Origin of the sequence: Virgibacillus sp. NKC19-3 (genome assembly GCF_019837165.1) — a bacterium.
GTDB lineage: Bacteria > Bacillota > Bacilli > Bacillales > Amphibacillaceae > Virgibacillus_L > Virgibacillus_L saliphilus.
Map to the genome: position 1 here is coordinate 1668845 of NZ_JAGYHC010000001.1, position 13958 is coordinate 1682802.

Sequence of the window (13958 nt, forward strand, 5' to 3'; positions counted from 1 at the left end):
GAAAAACAGCAAATCTGAATTTCATTCTTCTAATGAGAGTGACTTATTTTTCTAAAAACTCATTGTTTCCATTTGCTGAATCGTTTATGATGGATGTAGCAGTACAATAAGGGTGGCAAGATGGAAGGATTTACATAAAATTGCTACTTGTTTAAGAAGCCAATCATAATCTGCGAAACTGCCTCTAGGATGCTGGTAGGATATATGATAAGTCAGCTAATGTGTAAAAAGGAAAAAATCCTATATAGTCGGGGTGACTGAATGGATAAAAAGGAAGAAAAAAAGAACCATGATGTGATCGATGATGATTTGTATGAAGAATTGGATGATGAAGAGCTATATGAACTCGTACAAGAGGAACGTCGAAAAGCGTTAGAAAAGGATAGGAAGGAAAAAGAGGAATCAAAATCAAAACGCCCATTTCCAAAATGGGCGTTTTGGCTTATTGCCGTTGTTATGGCTTTTAATATGGTTGCACTAATACCACGGACTTTTTCTATACCAGCTATCGATTTCTTACTAACGTCGGCAAAACTTTCCACAAGTGAGGATATTCAAACATATAAAGAAGCAGTAGTAGTAATAGAAACAGATGACAGCAAGGGGACGGGCTTTGCCATTAGCCGTGATGGCACCATTTTGACGAATCATCATGTGATTGAAGGGGAAGAGGAGCTTACAGTCGCATTCTCAGAAGAGGGTCTTTTTTCTGCAGAGATAAAAGATACATACCCTCAGGTAGATTTAGCCGTATTGGAAGTAAATGCATCTCAGCAATTTCCGCATCTAACGCTTGCTGATGAAACGAATGGAGAGCAGCATGAAGCCATTCAATTTATTGGAAATCCACTGCAATTTAATCACGTTGCTAATGAAGGTAATATTATAGGCTCTACACAATTAGAAGATTGGGAGGAAGAAGTACTGATGATCGAGGCACCTGTTTACCGTGGGAATAGCGGTAGCCCGGTTATTAATATGGAGGGAGAGGTGATTGGGGTGATATTTGCTACATTGAATCACGATATCCATGGTCGGGTTGGGCTTTTCGTCCCCATTGATTATTATTATGCGTATAAAACATAAAATTGTTTTAAATAGACAGGGGGAGGGTATTAAAAAAGTATAAAGGTTTAAGGGAGGAAATCCGATTGTTTTTTACATCAGATTTAAAAACATATAATATTGATGCATCAGATGGGGAAATGGGTAAAATAAAAGACCTATATTTTGATGATAGAAAATGGGCAATCCGATATGCGGTTGTTGATACAAGAAAGTGGTTGCCGGGTAGAAAGGTACTGCTATCACCAAGATCATTTATTAACTTAAATGAGGCAAATGAAAATTTGGAAGTGGAATTCGATAAAGAAACGATTCGAAATAGCCCCTCGATCACAGATGAACAACCTGTTTCAAAAGAAGTCGAAAATTCGATAATCGGATATTACGGTTGGAGTAGATATTGGATAGGTTTCCAGCTTTGGGGACCATCTGAGAATGAATCTTCGAAAGCACTTGCCGAAGAAACACAGCGTGACCAACCAATAGATGAACATCAGGAATATGACTTGCGGAGTGAAGATGAAACGATTGGTTTCAAGGTTCATGCAAATAATGGAAAAATTGGTAGAGTTGCAGATATGATCTATGATAACACGTACTGGAAAATTCAATATATTGTTGTTCGTAGTAGTGAAAGTATGGTTGAGGATGAGTACTTAGCCTTTACTCCTGAATCTATTGAATCCGTGGACTGGTTCGGAGAAGATATCTATGTAAGTGATTCACTGGAAGAAGTTAATCAACGTACATTATATAATAAAAAAGCAGACATTTTGCTTGGCAGATGAGGCTGGGACAAAAGTGTTTTTAACAAATAAATTCCGAACATACATCGCTTCTAAAAATATACTTCGCGCACCTTAGGGCGGCTGGTGAGCCCCCTTGTGCGCTTCGTGTTGCAAGTGGCTTCGAGGGGCAGCACTCCTCGCAAAAAAGATTGCTATCGCACTTCGGTGTCTCACCTATGCCTTCCCTCCCGCTGGAGTCTCCGCATATTTCCTACGCTAATTTTGATAATGTTTGTCTTTTTAATAAAACACTTTTGTTTTGTCCCAGCCTTACTGCATAAGTGCGGGCTTTGGATGTCACCCAAAAGCTTGGTGACAACCAAGTTTTCTAAAGAGATGAAATGGAAGCAAACAAAAATGCCTCCGGACATTGGAGGCATTTTTGTTTGCTGCTATTGGATATGCACTGGTAATTGATTTTTAAAGAAAATGTAATTGTTTTGAGATAGCCTAAAGAGGGTTGCTAAGTTAAGATTAATCATACATTAATGGGTAATTAAAATGATATAATAGATGGTGGAATCAATGATGATATATAATTTAAATAAATGTAAATATAAGCTAAATACAGTCAAAAAGAATACAAATAAATCGAAATACATAATGAGCGGAGGTGCTTTAGGTTGATGGTGAGTAAGTCATTACAGGCCAATCCACTTGAAGCGTTGATTGCCTCAGCACAGCAAGGGGATCACACCGTTCAAAATCATCTTTTAAAGACATACCAGCCGTTTATAGCTAAATGTGTTTCTGAAGTTTGTAAACGATATATAGATCCCAGTAGAGACGACGAGTTTAGCATTGGGCTATCAGCTTTTAATGAGGCCATTCTGGCTTATTCTACAGAAAGAGGATGCTCTTTTTTATCATTTGCGAGGCTTGTCGTTAAGCGGAAAGTAATTGACTATATTCGTTATATGCAAAAAAAGCCGCAAGCGGTATCATTGGATGAAAGCCAGGATTCTGAGCAAATGGAAAATCCAATAGAAACAATTGCCGTAGCAGAACAATACAGACAGGAACAGGACGCTTGGTACCGTAGAGATGAAATTATGGATTTTAAAGAAAAGCTTAGTACCTATAAGCTGACATTGGAGGAATTGACAGTCGTATCACCCAAGCATAGGGATGCTCGTGATTCTGCTGTTCATACAGCTAGGGTGATCAATGAGAATGAAGAACTGCGGGAATATGTTCAACGGAAGAAAAAATTGCCAATTAAGCGTTTAATGAATGATGTGGATGTCAGTAAAAAAACATTGGAACGAAACCGGAAATTCATATTAGCAATGTTTATTGTTCTCAGTGAAGATTATGTATATCTTAAAGATTATTTAAAGGGGTGGGTAGGTGAAAAAAGGGATCGTTATGGAGCAGCATCGTCTTTATACTATTATTATGACCAGAGATGGAGCGTTTCAAAAGACGACTCCAATCAAAGATGCTGTTATCGGCGCGGAGGTTTCCTATAAAGGATGGGTCTCTATCATCTTTTATTCTATACCAATACGATTACTTGTGATGGTATGTGTATTGGTATTATTTCTTGCGCCTTTTTATTTCATGATGGGTGAAAATGAAACATATGCATATGTCAATGTGGATATTAATCCAAGTATTGAATTAGAGATTGATGAAGATCTTGATGTTTATTCCATTCGTCCTGTAAATAAGGATGCAAAGGAACTTGTGAATGAACTAATAGAGTATCAAGATGCACAATTGGAAAAAGTCATTAGCATGATTATGGAAAAATGTGAAGAAAAGGAATTACTAAATGGAGAAAAAAATATGCTTGTTGGCTTCAGTTATATGAATAATGAGTCCGACAATAATCCTATTTCTGATCATTTGGAGCATCTTTCAATGGAGAGCTCAAATTGGGAAGTCGCAACCTTTCGTGTCCCAAAGGATGTAAGAGAAAAAGCGGAAAAAGAAAACAAATCAATGAACGAGATGATGGCAAAAACAATGATGGAAGATTCTGCGAAACAGACTGATTCGATGAATGAGGAAGAAAAAGCAATTATACATACATTTTATCATACCGAAAAAGAAAATCATTCAAGATGATGAGGCGGAACCTAAAGAGGCCCACACTAATCGGTGTGGGCCTCTATGCACTTGGTAAATGTTTCTTTTGTTAGCCAGTTGAGACTTGTTTCATTTTGAGACAAAGAATGGACAACATACATCCTATACTTCCATTATTATCTCTGGTTCGTGTTTCATTGCGTGGTCTATATAATAAAGAAGATTATCGTGGGAATTCATTATTTTTTCCTGATCGAGTGAATAATGGTAGGCATTTAAGAAAAGCTGGATTTTTTTTGACAGCATGTCATCGTCCGTTCTTACCATAACCACAAGTAAGTCATCCCACTGTCCCCAGAGCGTGTAGTATAACGCTTTATCGTAATCCGGAATATCCATTTTTCCCCTCCTTAAATAGTAAGGATACTACTATCTTTCCCGTATTTTATATATAATGACAGAAAGAAAAATGGTGTGCTTACCATAAATAGGTTTTCAAACAAAATAAGTATAATCCTGTTTCATTGTTACATACTAAAAGCAAATTAGTAAGGAGGAATTGCAATGAAATGGAAATTTTTTAGTGTTTTAGCTGTGCTTATATTAGCGCTTGCAGCATGTCAAGGTGATGGAACAGATAATAATGAAGGAACAGATGACAATAACGTTGAACAAACGCGGTATAATAACAACACCGGGGATGGCATGACTGATCGTGATAATACCATGCGAAGAGATTCAGAGCGAGGTCAGGATTCAAACCGAAACGACAATCAAGAAAATAATCAGTATGATGTTGCTGAAGAGGCTGCGGATCGGATAACAAATGAAGTAGATGATATCGATCAAGCATATGTCCTTACAACAGATAATAATGCATATGTAGCAGCTGGATTAGATGTTGACCGCAACGAGCGGAATGATGATACAGGTAACCAAAATAATGATCAACAAGGTGATGCAAGCATCAGTCAGAATAATAATAACGATGATGCCAACAATCAGAATAATGACAGGTATGATGATGAATTAAGCGATGATGTGAAAGAAGAAATATCAGAAATTGTAAAGTCCGTAAACAATGATATAGATAATGTATATGTTTCCACGAACCCTGAGTTCTTTGATTTAACCAATAATTATGTGGATGATGTCAATGAAGGTAGACCAGTTCGAGGGTTCTTTGATCAATTTGGTAATATGATTGAACGATTATTCCCTGAGAACAGCTAGTATCAATCAAATAAATGACGGGTATCCTTTCGAAATGGATACCCGTTTTTTCGTTTGCACTAGAAAAAGTCAGCAACATATGCTATTCTTATACATATAATTCATACTATCCATAGTAATTTACTGTGGTTTAATAAATTAATGGAGCTGAATGCCTATGGGACGGGAGTTTCTTGATATATTTGATGAATGGGCCAAAGATTATGATACCAGTGTGGCAGGGCTGGATCCACAATATGAAGAAGTATTTAAAAATTATGAAAATATTTTGAATGAGGTGGTTCAACATTCAGCTGGAACTGTGCTTGAATTTGGGGTTGGCACCGGGAACCTAACGGAAAAACTTCTCCGAGCCGGGCATCAGGTTATAGGAGTGGAGCCATCATATGCCATGCGAGAAATAGCATCAGCAAAATTATCTGATCTTACATTGTTGGAAGGGGATTTTATCACGTTTCCAAAGGTAGCATCGATAGAGACCATTGTAAGTACGTATGCATTTCACCATTTAACAGATCATGAAAAAGATACAGCAATCAGGCAATTCGCTGAAATATTACCGGAAAATGGAAAAATTGTGTTCGGTGATACGATGTTTACATCCATCGCGGCGAAGGAATCGATGATTGAGGCTGCAGAAACAAAAGGATTTACCCATTTAGCTGAAGATCTCCGGAGAGAATATTATCCAACAATCGATGTATTGCAAAACATTTTTGTTAAGCATCACTTTGATGTAACATTTAATCAGGAAAACAATTTTGTATGGATTGTAAAAGCAAATAAACGGAAGAGGAGTGACTAAACATGGCAGAGAAAATGAATGTAGAAAGCTTTAATCTTGATCACACAAAGGTGAAAGCACCATATGTAAGACTCGTCGGCATAACGGAAGGTGCAAATGGAGATAAGGTGTATAAGTATGATATTCGTTTCAAACAACCAAATAAAGCGCATATGGAAATGAGCGGGTTGCATTCGATCGAACATTTAATGGCGGAAAAGATTCGAAATCATATGGATAATGTTCTTGATATCGGACCAATGGGTTGCCAAACCGGTTTTTATTTATCCATTATAAACCATGATAATTATGATGAAGTATTGGATGCATTGGAAAAAACATTAATAGACGTGTTACAAGCGAATGAAGTTCCTGCATGTAATGAAGTGCAATGTGGCTGGGCTGCCAACCACAGCCTGGAAGGTGCCAAGGAAATTGCCCGCGAAATGTTGGATAAAAGAGCGCAGTGGCACGAGGTTTTTTAAGTGAGGCGAGCATATGGCAATTTATAGGTCAATTCAAGCATTAGTTGGGAAGACGCCTCTATTGGAAATTACCAGTTTCCCACTTCCAAAAGGCGTGCATTTGTTTGCAAAACTGGAATTTTTCAATCCGGGAGGAAGTGTGAAGGATAGGCTTGGTGTTGAATTGATTGATGATGCATTAGCAAGTGGTGCCCTTAAGGAAGGTGGTACGCTCATCGAGCCCACTGCTGGAAATACCGGTATAGGATTGGCACTTGCAGCTCTAGATAAAAACGTTTCCGTCATATTTTGTGTTCCGGGGCATTTTAGTCAGGAAAAGCTATCCATCATGAAGGCACTTGGAGCTCGTATTATTCAGACGCCTAAAGAGAAAGGCATGTCAGGTGCTATCGAAAAAACGAAACAACTCGTGAACGAAATACCTAACAGCTTTGCGCCACATCAATTTTCGAATCCTGCTAATCCAAGAGCTTATTATAAAACACTGGGACCTGAGATATGGAATGATTTAAATGGGAAAGTGGATGTATTTATTGCAGGTGCAGGAACTGGTGGTACGTTTATGGGAAGTGCGCAGTATTTGAAAGAAAGGAGTCCGGACGTAAAAACAGTGATCGTTGAGCCAGAGGGATCCATTATCGCAGGCGGAAAGCCAGGTGCCCATCTGACAGAAGGTATAGGGATGGAGTTTATGCCGGAATATATGGATTACTCCTATATGGATCAGATTCATACAGTATCAGATAATGATGCATTTCGGCTTGTTCAAGAACTTGCAAAAACAGAGGGTATACTTGTTGGCAGTTCTTCCGGATCAGCGATGTATGCCGCATTACAAGAAGCGAAAAATGCAAAGCCGGGAATGAATATTGTAACCGTTTTTCCCGATGGAAGTGACCGTTATTTAAGTAAACATATTTATTCAGATAAAGGAGAATAGGGATGCGAGCGAAGACAAAAATGATTCACGGCGGAATTACGAGTGATAAGGAAACAGGAGCTGTTTCTGTACCGATCTATCAGGTAAGTACGTATGAACAGGAAAGTGCAGGTAATCATAGTGGCTATGAGTATTCACGTACAGGAAATCCGACAAGACATGCGTTAGAGACTGTAATTGCCAATCTGGAAAATGCTACATCCGGTTTTGCCTTTGGCTCAGGAATGGCTGCCATAACCTCTGTGATGATGTTATTTGATACGGGGGATCATATTGTCATGACAGATGATGTATATGGTGGCTCTTACCGGCTAATGACTAGTGTGATCAATCGCTTTCAATTAGACCATACCTATGTGGATACCAGTTATCCCGAGAAAGTGGAAGCAGCAATTCAAGAAAATACGACAGCGATATTTATCGAAACACCGACAAATCCCTTATTAAAAATAACGGATCTTAAGAAAATGGCCGAAATCGCCAAAAAGCATAATCTATTTTTAATTGTTGATAATACATTTGCGACTCCATATTGGCAGCAACCGCTTGACCTTGGAGCAGACATTGTACTGCATAGTGCCTCGAAATATATTGGTGGTCACAGTGATGTCGTAGCAGGATTAGTGGCAGTAAATACTGCTGACTTAGCTGAAAGGCTTCATTTTATCCAAAATTCAGTTGGTGCAGTGCTCGGACCACAGGATTCATGGTTATTGATGCGCGGAATTAAAACGCTTGGCTTGCGTATGGAAGCAATGGAAACAAATACGAAAAAGATCGTAGAATTTCTGCAAGATCATGATCACGTTTCTAAAATATTTTACCCCGGTCTAAATGATCACCCTGGGCATGATGTTGCTGCAGGTCAAGCAGCGGGTTTTGGCGGTATGCTGTCCTTTGATGTAGGAAGTGGAGAGAAAGCTGATAAGGTATTGGATAAGGTAAATTATTTTACATTAGCTGAAAGTCTAGGTGCGGTAGAAAGTTTAATCTCTATCCCAGCAAAAATGACCCATGCTTCAATACCTAGGGACAGACGGTTGGAATTAGGAATAACCGACGGACTGATCCGTTTATCTGTCGGCATTGAAGATATCGATGATTTGATCGAAGATTTGAAAAATGCATTAGAAAGATAAGAAAGGATGGCCTGGCGGGCTGTCCTTTTTGCTTTATGGTATGCTATGCTAAAATAAGTATGATATTAGTCTTAGGAGGAATGACAAATGAGTGAAAAGGCATTGACCTATCTCAAGAAAAATCGTGATGATTTATTAGAGCGATTAAATAATTTTTTATCAATTCCAAGTGTAAGTACAGACAGCGCCCATAAACAGGATATAGAGGAAGCAGCAGGATTTTTGGTTACATATTTAAAAGATATCGGTTTTGAAAATGTAGAAAAGCAGGAAACGGCCGGACATCCACTTGTATATGCGGAATATAATGGGGCAGGTTCTAATGCGCCGACTGTATTGTTCTACGGCCATTATGATGTGCAACCAGCTGATCCACTTGAGTTATGGAATAGTGATCCATTTAAACCAGAAATAAGAGATGGGCGTTTATTCGCGCGGGGCGCTAGTGATGATAAAGGCCAGGTATTTATGCATCTTGCTGTTTTCGAAGCTTATATGAAAACAGAAGGAAAGCTACCACTAAATGTAAAAGTATGTATTGAAGGAGAAGAAGAGGTTGGTAGTGAGAATTTATATGACGTGTTGCATGCGAAAAGGGAGCAATTTGAAGCTGATTTCGCAGTAATCTCTGATTCCGGGATGGTTGCAGAAAATCAACCAACCATTTTATATGGCTTAAAAGGTTTCACGGGGATCGAAATTAATGTAACAGGGCCAGACCATGATCTGCACTCAGGGATGTATGGCGGGGCAGTTCGCAACCCAATTATGGCATTAAGTCACATCCTTGCTTCCATGAAAAATGAAAACGAGGTCATTACGATTGATGGTTTTTATGATGATGTAGAACCTCTAACAGATGAAGAGAGAAAATTAATTGCAGATGTTGAGGGAGAAGATTATCTTGAAGCAACGGGCGCGCCTGAGATCGTCTCAGAGAAGGGCTATACTGCAAAAGAACACACAATGGCACGCCCTACCTTTGAAATCAATGGAATCTATGGTGGCTATCAAGGAGAAGGAACGAAAACAATTATTCCATCATCAGCTACTGCAAAAATCACCTGTCGCCTTGTGCCGGGACAAGATCCGGAAAAAATTCAAACTTTGCTTGAGGACCATGTAAAGCAGGTAGCTCCAACAGGTGTAACGGTTGATGTAAAAAAAGAAAAATTATCATCAAAAGCCTATAAAGTGGAACCGAATCACGATTTGATTACGAAGGCAGCACACAGCTATACAAAGGCATTTGATAAAGAAACAGTATATATACGAATGGGCGGTTCCATCCCCGTTGTCGAGTGGATTGAGGGAATCTATGATATACCGATTGTGTTAATGGGCTTTGGAACACCTGATGATCGTTTGCATTCTCCGAATGAAAGCTTTCCATTGGATAGCTTTGATAAAGGAATGGAGACCTTGGCTTATTATTGGCAAGAAATCAATGGAAACAATTAGATGATTACCCATGTTCTCATGATTCAAGATAAACACGATGTGTACGAGGGGGGAATATAGAAAATGAAGGTTGCGATTATTACAGGAGTTTCGAAAGGCTTGGGCGAATCTGTTGCAACATTATTTTTGGAATCTGGCATAGATGTAATTGGAATTTCACGGAGTTCAAATGAGAAATTATCGAAACTTGGCTATAAAAACAATACAACATATCTTCATTATCCTTGTGATTTAGGGAATATAGCCGATTTAGAGAAAACATGTGAAGCGATTCATGAAGAAGTTTTCACAGAAGAGCTTACATCACTCTATGTCGTCAATAATGCAGCTGTAGTAGAACCCGTTGATCAAGCGATGAATATAGAAGCGGAAAGGTTAGCCCATCATATACAAGTCAATGCAATTGCTCCAATGGCTTTGATGAATTTATGTTTGAGGAAAGCTACAGATGCGCGTGTCCCTCTTTTCGGTGTGAACGTTACTTCGGGTTCTGCTGATAGGCCGGTGCACGGTTGGAGTGCCTACTGTAGCTCAAAAGCAAGTATCAATATGTATACACAAACGGTTGCACTGGAACAAGGAAACACAGAAAATAAAGTTATTGCATTCAATCCTGGTATTATGGATACAGAGATGCAGGAGCAAATTCGGGAAAGTTCGAAGGAAGCATTTACGGAAGTAGAAACGTTTCAGGATTATAAGAGGAATAATGTATTAAAAGACACTGATGCTGTTGGCAGTGTACTTGTAGATATCCTTACAGATGATGATATTGAAAATGGCAAAATATATAGTGTAGCCGATTATTTATAATTATTCATTTATACTTGTTCATGTCCCCTTCCTCATTCCTTTTCGTTGCATACACTGTATAGTAATCTGACAGGGAGGGGATTAAATGGGTGAAGGTGCAGCAGGGTATGGGTCTGGCCTTACGCTTATAGTCGTACTTTTTATATTGTTGATTATTATCGGTACCACTTATACAAGAGGTACCGGCGGATACAGTGGAGGATGTTAATAAAAAAAGAGAGGTGGCGGATCTTGAGTTTCTGCTGCCTCTTTTTTATTCGATTTTAAATGAATGGAGACGGAAGAATCTACCCGAGAAATCCGCTTTTCCGGAGCTGTTTTCTAAAAAAGTGTTGTCCTATGACACAAAATATATAAACAGCGACGTAACTACTATTTGCTATAATCGCCGTTCGGGTCAGCGAAGGGCGGATGCGCACCCTTAGGGCAAAGCCTCAGCTTCCTCGCGGAAAAACCGACGCTGCTTAAGTTTTCGGACACGTTGTTCTGAGCAGGAGCCACTGCCCTTCGCTGCCCCGAACTGGTGAGGAAGGCGGCAGCTACCACACTATTAGCGGAGGAAACGCACGTAGACTCCTGCGGGAGCAAAGGCCTAGATGAGACCCCGAAGTGCGCCAGCACGAGGTGGCTCATCAGCCCCCGCGGAAAGCGAAGTGTGTTTCCGGAGCGAATCCCTGCTCTCAATGAGTATTTGCAAAGGAATTATCATTACGTCGGTTTCCATCAACAGCGAAGATTGAAAAGCAACAATGCATACGAAAAGATCCTTTTTCCAATGATCCGACTTTGGTCTTCTGATTTCAAAAAAGCATGCGTAACGTTTTTTAAATCCGTTGCTGTTCATTCGCGTTGATTTTTCGCCGGAGTAATTGGTGAACGATACCTATAGCAATAAGCAGACAAACAAGTAAAATCAGTGAAGTCATCCATAGACCTTGAATGGTATTCATACTCCATATAAACAATACCATAACACCGAATAAACCTACCGTGTACAAAAGAGAGAAGATGCCGGTCATTCTAGCCTTAAATACTTCCTGTTCATCTGTCCAGTTTAGCTTAGGGGCTAAGAAATCAAGATAAGTACCCAGCGCGCTCGTAAACCAATTTGCAATTAAACTGAGAATCAGCCAACATGAAATCATCATTGCCGGAATTTGCAGGATCGTAATGAACACAATTAAAAATAATACAATCGCAATTAAATTGATGATCCAGGCTGTAGCTATTTTACTGAAGAAAACCTGCTTTGGATATAGTGGAAGAAATAAATTAGCCTCCCAGTTCTTTCCTTCCCGTGAAATAGATGAGATAGATGTAGCATTTGCAGCTAAAATAAATATTGCAGCCATAAACAACAGGAGTAAACTTTCTTTTTCAGAAAACATACGCATAAAACCTGCCAGTGAATCATTACGGGAATCGAGCATTAAAATAATTACAATAAAAACAGGGCCAAATAATCCCTGAATCACACATTGCATCAAGAATGTTGGTGTTCGGAAAATAATCCGTAATTCCTTTAGCATATAGGCCAACCATACAGGTCGCTTGGTTATTTGTTTTTTTACTTTCTTTTGCGATATTCTCCTTTTATTACTACTCCCACTACCTAATACCCCTTTTAGATAAAGCAATTGACCCATCCAAATGAAGAGAAAAAAAGCTCCTATACTGATCCCTATTAAAACAGCAAAAGAAAGAACACCTACCCAGGTTGTGCTTTCTGAAAGTGCTAATGTACTTACGAATGCAGGGGATAGGAAGCTGTAATCAGTTGCAGGAGGTCATCCCTTTCCTGCATAAAGGACGCAAAATTTCTAGTGATAACCTCATTATTTATATTAAGTCGCACGAGCACATTGATTAAGATAATAAAGAATAACGATAATATGCCTGCAAAAACTTTTGAGCGATCTTTATTTTTAGCAACATTGACAAAGCGCATAACAAGCATGACTAGGATGGAAGCAATCGTAAACGGAATAATGGGTAGCAACAAGAATAGGATAACTCCGAATAAATAATATAAAATAGAAGCTCCGCTTACACTTCCGTAAAAGTAAAATGCGGGTAAAAAGACAGCCCCGGCAGTGACATACAAGTACAAAAAAGGACTGGCTGCTTTTCCGAGCAATAATTGATAAGGCTGAAGCGGAAATGGAATAAACGAATGAATATCCTCTGCGAAATAAAACGCACTTATCACAGTTGCAATACTAATGAAAAATAAAAGCATATGAAGGCTCAAAAACAGTATTCCAAGGATAAGGGACTCCTGTCCGAATGGTTGTAGGAATTCATATAAGGCCTCAACCATAGTATGGATAAAGATTATATAAAAACCTAAAAATGGCAATAAGAAAAAGGCCGCCATAACATAAAGCCCAATTCGAGTACTGCTTTTACCGGCTTTCGAATATTGCATCTTAAGCATCGTTTTCATAACAAGTCGTGTTTTATTCATTATTCGTCAACTCCAGAAACACTTCCTCCAACGATTGATCGGATTGATATTGATCACGCAACTCATGCATGTCTCCATGAAAAATAAGCTGTCCATTATTAATGATTGCAACCTCATCGCATAATTGTTCGACAACCTCCAGGCCATGACTGGAGAAGAATACAGTATTTCCCTCATTGGCATGCGTGCGCATCATTTCTTTTAACATATACGAAGATTTTGGGTCGAGTCCGGTTAATGGTTCATCCAAAATCCAAATGGCAGGATCATGGATTAATACACCGGTAACAATAATTTTTTGACGCATACCATGAGAATAGGTTTGAATATAATCACCCAGTGCTTCGTAAATATTAAATTGCTTTGTTAGTCGCTCTATTCTTTCTTCTCGAATTTGCTTTGGGACGTCAAATATATCACCGATAAAATTTAAATATTCGATCCCTTTTAACCGTAGGAACATATCAGGTTGATCCGGCACATAACCGAATAGTTTCTTTGCAGCAATGGGCTTTTTTTCAATATCCAGGCCGTTTAATGTAACTTGCCCGCTGCTAATTGGTAAAATTCCTGTTAACATTTTAATCATTGTAGATTTTCCGGCACCATTAGGCCCTAAAAACCCAATAATTTTACCATCAGGAATAGTTAAATTTAACGAATCAATCGCTCTTTTTTCCCCTGGAAAATCCTTGGTAACGTCTTTAATTTCAATCAATGCGATTTCCCCCTACGTAATGTTTACTTAC

16 protein-coding genes are annotated in these 13958 nt (G+C 38.9%); 12 read left to right on the plus strand and 4 right to left on the minus strand.

Translation table 11 applies throughout. The features are described from left to right. The first annotated feature begins 261 nt into the window (after positions 1–261). The 4 genes from KFZ56_RS08025 to KFZ56_RS08040 all read left to right on the plus strand — a co-directional run bounded on the left by KFZ56_RS08025 (position 262) and on the right by KFZ56_RS08040 (position 3926). Positions 262–1086: a S1C family serine protease gene (locus KFZ56_RS08025; protein WP_222641397.1), complete on the plus strand. Its 825-nt coding sequence runs from the start codon at positions 262–264 to the stop codon at positions 1084–1086. Between the two features lie 65 nt (positions 1087–1151). Next, on the plus strand, positions 1152–1853 hold the full coding sequence (locus KFZ56_RS08030) for a PRC-barrel domain-containing protein (protein ID WP_255584936.1): 702 nt from the start codon (positions 1152–1154) through the stop codon (positions 1851–1853). A 626-nt stretch (positions 1854–2479) separates the two neighbouring features. Beyond that, positions 2480–3325: an RNA polymerase sigma factor SigI gene (gene sigI / locus KFZ56_RS08035; RefSeq protein ID WP_222641399.1), complete on the plus strand. Its 846-nt coding sequence runs from the start codon at positions 2480–2482 to the stop codon at positions 3323–3325. Next, the gene (locus KFZ56_RS08040; protein ID WP_446053752.1) at positions 3252–3926 is read left to right on the plus strand and encodes an anti-sigma-I factor RsgI family protein; all 675 of its coding nucleotides are present in this window, start codon (positions 3252–3254) and stop codon (positions 3924–3926) included. Before sigI ends, KFZ56_RS08040 begins: the two co-directional genes overlap by 74 nt. A 123-nt stretch (positions 3927–4049) precedes the next feature. Here KFZ56_RS08040 and KFZ56_RS08045 read toward each other — a convergent pair whose 3' ends face one another. Further along, complete coding sequence (locus KFZ56_RS08045) at positions 4050–4286, minus strand: YhdB family protein (RefSeq protein ID WP_222641403.1); 237 nt, start codon at positions 4284–4286, stop codon at positions 4050–4052. A gap of 165 nt (positions 4287–4451) precedes the next feature. On the opposite strand from KFZ56_RS08045, the gene KFZ56_RS08050 reads away from it, so the two are divergent. The 8 genes from KFZ56_RS08050 to KFZ56_RS08085 all read left to right on the plus strand — a co-directional run bounded on the left by KFZ56_RS08050 (position 4452) and on the right by KFZ56_RS08085 (position 10950). Continuing rightward, positions 4452–5120, plus strand: coding sequence for a YhcN/YlaJ family sporulation lipoprotein (locus KFZ56_RS08050; protein WP_222641405.1), 669 nt, complete (start codon positions 4452–4454; stop codon positions 5118–5120). A gap of 157 nt (positions 5121–5277) precedes the next feature. Continuing rightward, positions 5278–5925, plus strand: a complete 648-nt coding sequence (locus KFZ56_RS08055) for a class I SAM-dependent DNA methyltransferase (RefSeq protein ID WP_222641407.1) — start codon at positions 5278–5280, stop codon at positions 5923–5925. Positions 5926–5927: 2 nt separating this feature from the next. Next, on the plus strand, positions 5928–6389 hold the full coding sequence (locus KFZ56_RS08060) for an S-ribosylhomocysteine lyase (RefSeq protein WP_222641409.1): 462 nt from the start codon (positions 5928–5930) through the stop codon (positions 6387–6389). A gap of 13 nt (positions 6390–6402) precedes the next feature. Next, positions 6403–7329 (plus strand): PLP-dependent cysteine synthase family protein, encoded by a 927-nt coding sequence (locus tag KFZ56_RS08065; RefSeq protein WP_222641411.1) that lies wholly within the window; start codon positions 6403–6405, stop codon positions 7327–7329. A 2-nt stretch (positions 7330–7331) separates the two neighbouring features. Then, positions 7332–8468, plus strand: a complete 1137-nt coding sequence (locus tag KFZ56_RS08070) for a bifunctional cystathionine gamma-lyase/homocysteine desulfhydrase (protein WP_222641413.1) — start codon at positions 7332–7334, stop codon at positions 8466–8468. An 87-nt stretch (positions 8469–8555) separates the two neighbouring features. Further along, on the plus strand, positions 8556–9929 hold the full coding sequence (locus KFZ56_RS08075) for a dipeptidase (RefSeq protein ID WP_222641414.1): 1374 nt from the start codon (positions 8556–8558) through the stop codon (positions 9927–9929). A 63-nt stretch (positions 9930–9992) separates the two neighbouring features. Continuing rightward, positions 9993–10742 carry a (S)-benzoin forming benzil reductase gene (locus KFZ56_RS08080; protein ID WP_222641415.1) on the plus strand — a complete coding sequence of 250 codons (750 nt, stop codon included), beginning with the start codon at positions 9993–9995 and terminating at the stop codon, positions 10740–10742. A gap of 85 nt (positions 10743–10827) precedes the next feature. Then, on the plus strand, positions 10828–10950 hold the full coding sequence (locus KFZ56_RS08085) for a YjcZ family sporulation protein (protein WP_222641416.1): 123 nt from the start codon (positions 10828–10830) through the stop codon (positions 10948–10950). Positions 10951–11566: 616 nt separating this feature from the next. Here KFZ56_RS08085 and KFZ56_RS08090 read toward each other — a convergent pair. The 3 genes from KFZ56_RS08090 to KFZ56_RS08100 are packed head-to-tail and all read right to left on the minus strand — an operon-like array spanning position 11567 to position 13927. Beyond that, entirely contained in the window at positions 11567–12427 is an 861-nt protein-coding gene (locus KFZ56_RS08090) for a permease-like membrane multi-spanning protein (RefSeq protein ID WP_511262240.1), read from the minus strand. 59 nt (positions 12428–12486) lie between these two features. Beyond that, the gene (locus KFZ56_RS08095; RefSeq protein WP_222641418.1) at positions 12487–13209 is read right to left on the minus strand and encodes a hypothetical protein; all 723 of its coding nucleotides are present in this window, start codon (positions 13207–13209) and stop codon (positions 12487–12489) included. Beyond that, positions 13202–13927 (minus strand): ABC transporter ATP-binding protein, encoded by a 726-nt coding sequence (locus KFZ56_RS08100; RefSeq protein ID WP_222641419.1) that lies wholly within the window; start codon positions 13925–13927, stop codon positions 13202–13204. Before KFZ56_RS08100 ends, KFZ56_RS08095 begins: the two co-directional genes overlap by 8 nt. Positions 13928–13958 lie beyond the last annotated feature (31 nt).

Coding starts and splice junctions, on each gene's coding strand:
- KFZ56_RS08025 (WP_222641397.1), top strand. CDS start 262: ATGGATAAAAAGGAAGAAAAAAAGAACCATGATGTGATCGATGATGAT.
- KFZ56_RS08050 (WP_222641405.1), top strand. CDS start 4,452: ATGAAATGGAAATTTTTTAGTGTTTTAGCTGTGCTTATATTAGCGCTT.
- KFZ56_RS08065 (WP_222641411.1), top strand. CDS start 6,403: ATGGCAATTTATAGGTCAATTCAAGCATTAGTTGGGAAGACGCCTCTA.
- KFZ56_RS08095 (WP_222641418.1), bottom strand. CDS start 13,209: ATGAATAAAACACGACTTGTTATGAAAACGATGCTTAAGATGCAATAT.
- KFZ56_RS08060 (WP_222641409.1), top strand. CDS start 5,928: ATGGCAGAGAAAATGAATGTAGAAAGCTTTAATCTTGATCACACAAAG.
- KFZ56_RS08070 (WP_222641413.1), top strand. CDS start 7,332: ATGCGAGCGAAGACAAAAATGATTCACGGCGGAATTACGAGTGATAAG.
- KFZ56_RS08045 (WP_222641403.1), bottom strand. CDS start 4,286: ATGGATATTCCGGATTACGATAAAGCGTTATACTACACGCTCTGGGGA.
- KFZ56_RS08080 (WP_222641415.1), top strand. CDS start 9,993: ATGAAGGTTGCGATTATTACAGGAGTTTCGAAAGGCTTGGGCGAATCT.
- KFZ56_RS08055 (WP_222641407.1), top strand. CDS start 5,278: ATGGGACGGGAGTTTCTTGATATATTTGATGAATGGGCCAAAGATTAT.
- KFZ56_RS08085 (WP_222641416.1), top strand. CDS start 10,828: ATGGGTGAAGGTGCAGCAGGGTATGGGTCTGGCCTTACGCTTATAGTC.
- KFZ56_RS08075 (WP_222641414.1), top strand. CDS start 8,556: ATGAGTGAAAAGGCATTGACCTATCTCAAGAAAAATCGTGATGATTTA.
- KFZ56_RS08040 (WP_446053752.1), top strand. CDS start 3,252: ATGACCAGAGATGGAGCGTTTCAAAAGACGACTCCAATCAAAGATGCT.
- sigI (WP_222641399.1), top strand. CDS start 2,480: ATGGTGAGTAAGTCATTACAGGCCAATCCACTTGAAGCGTTGATTGCC.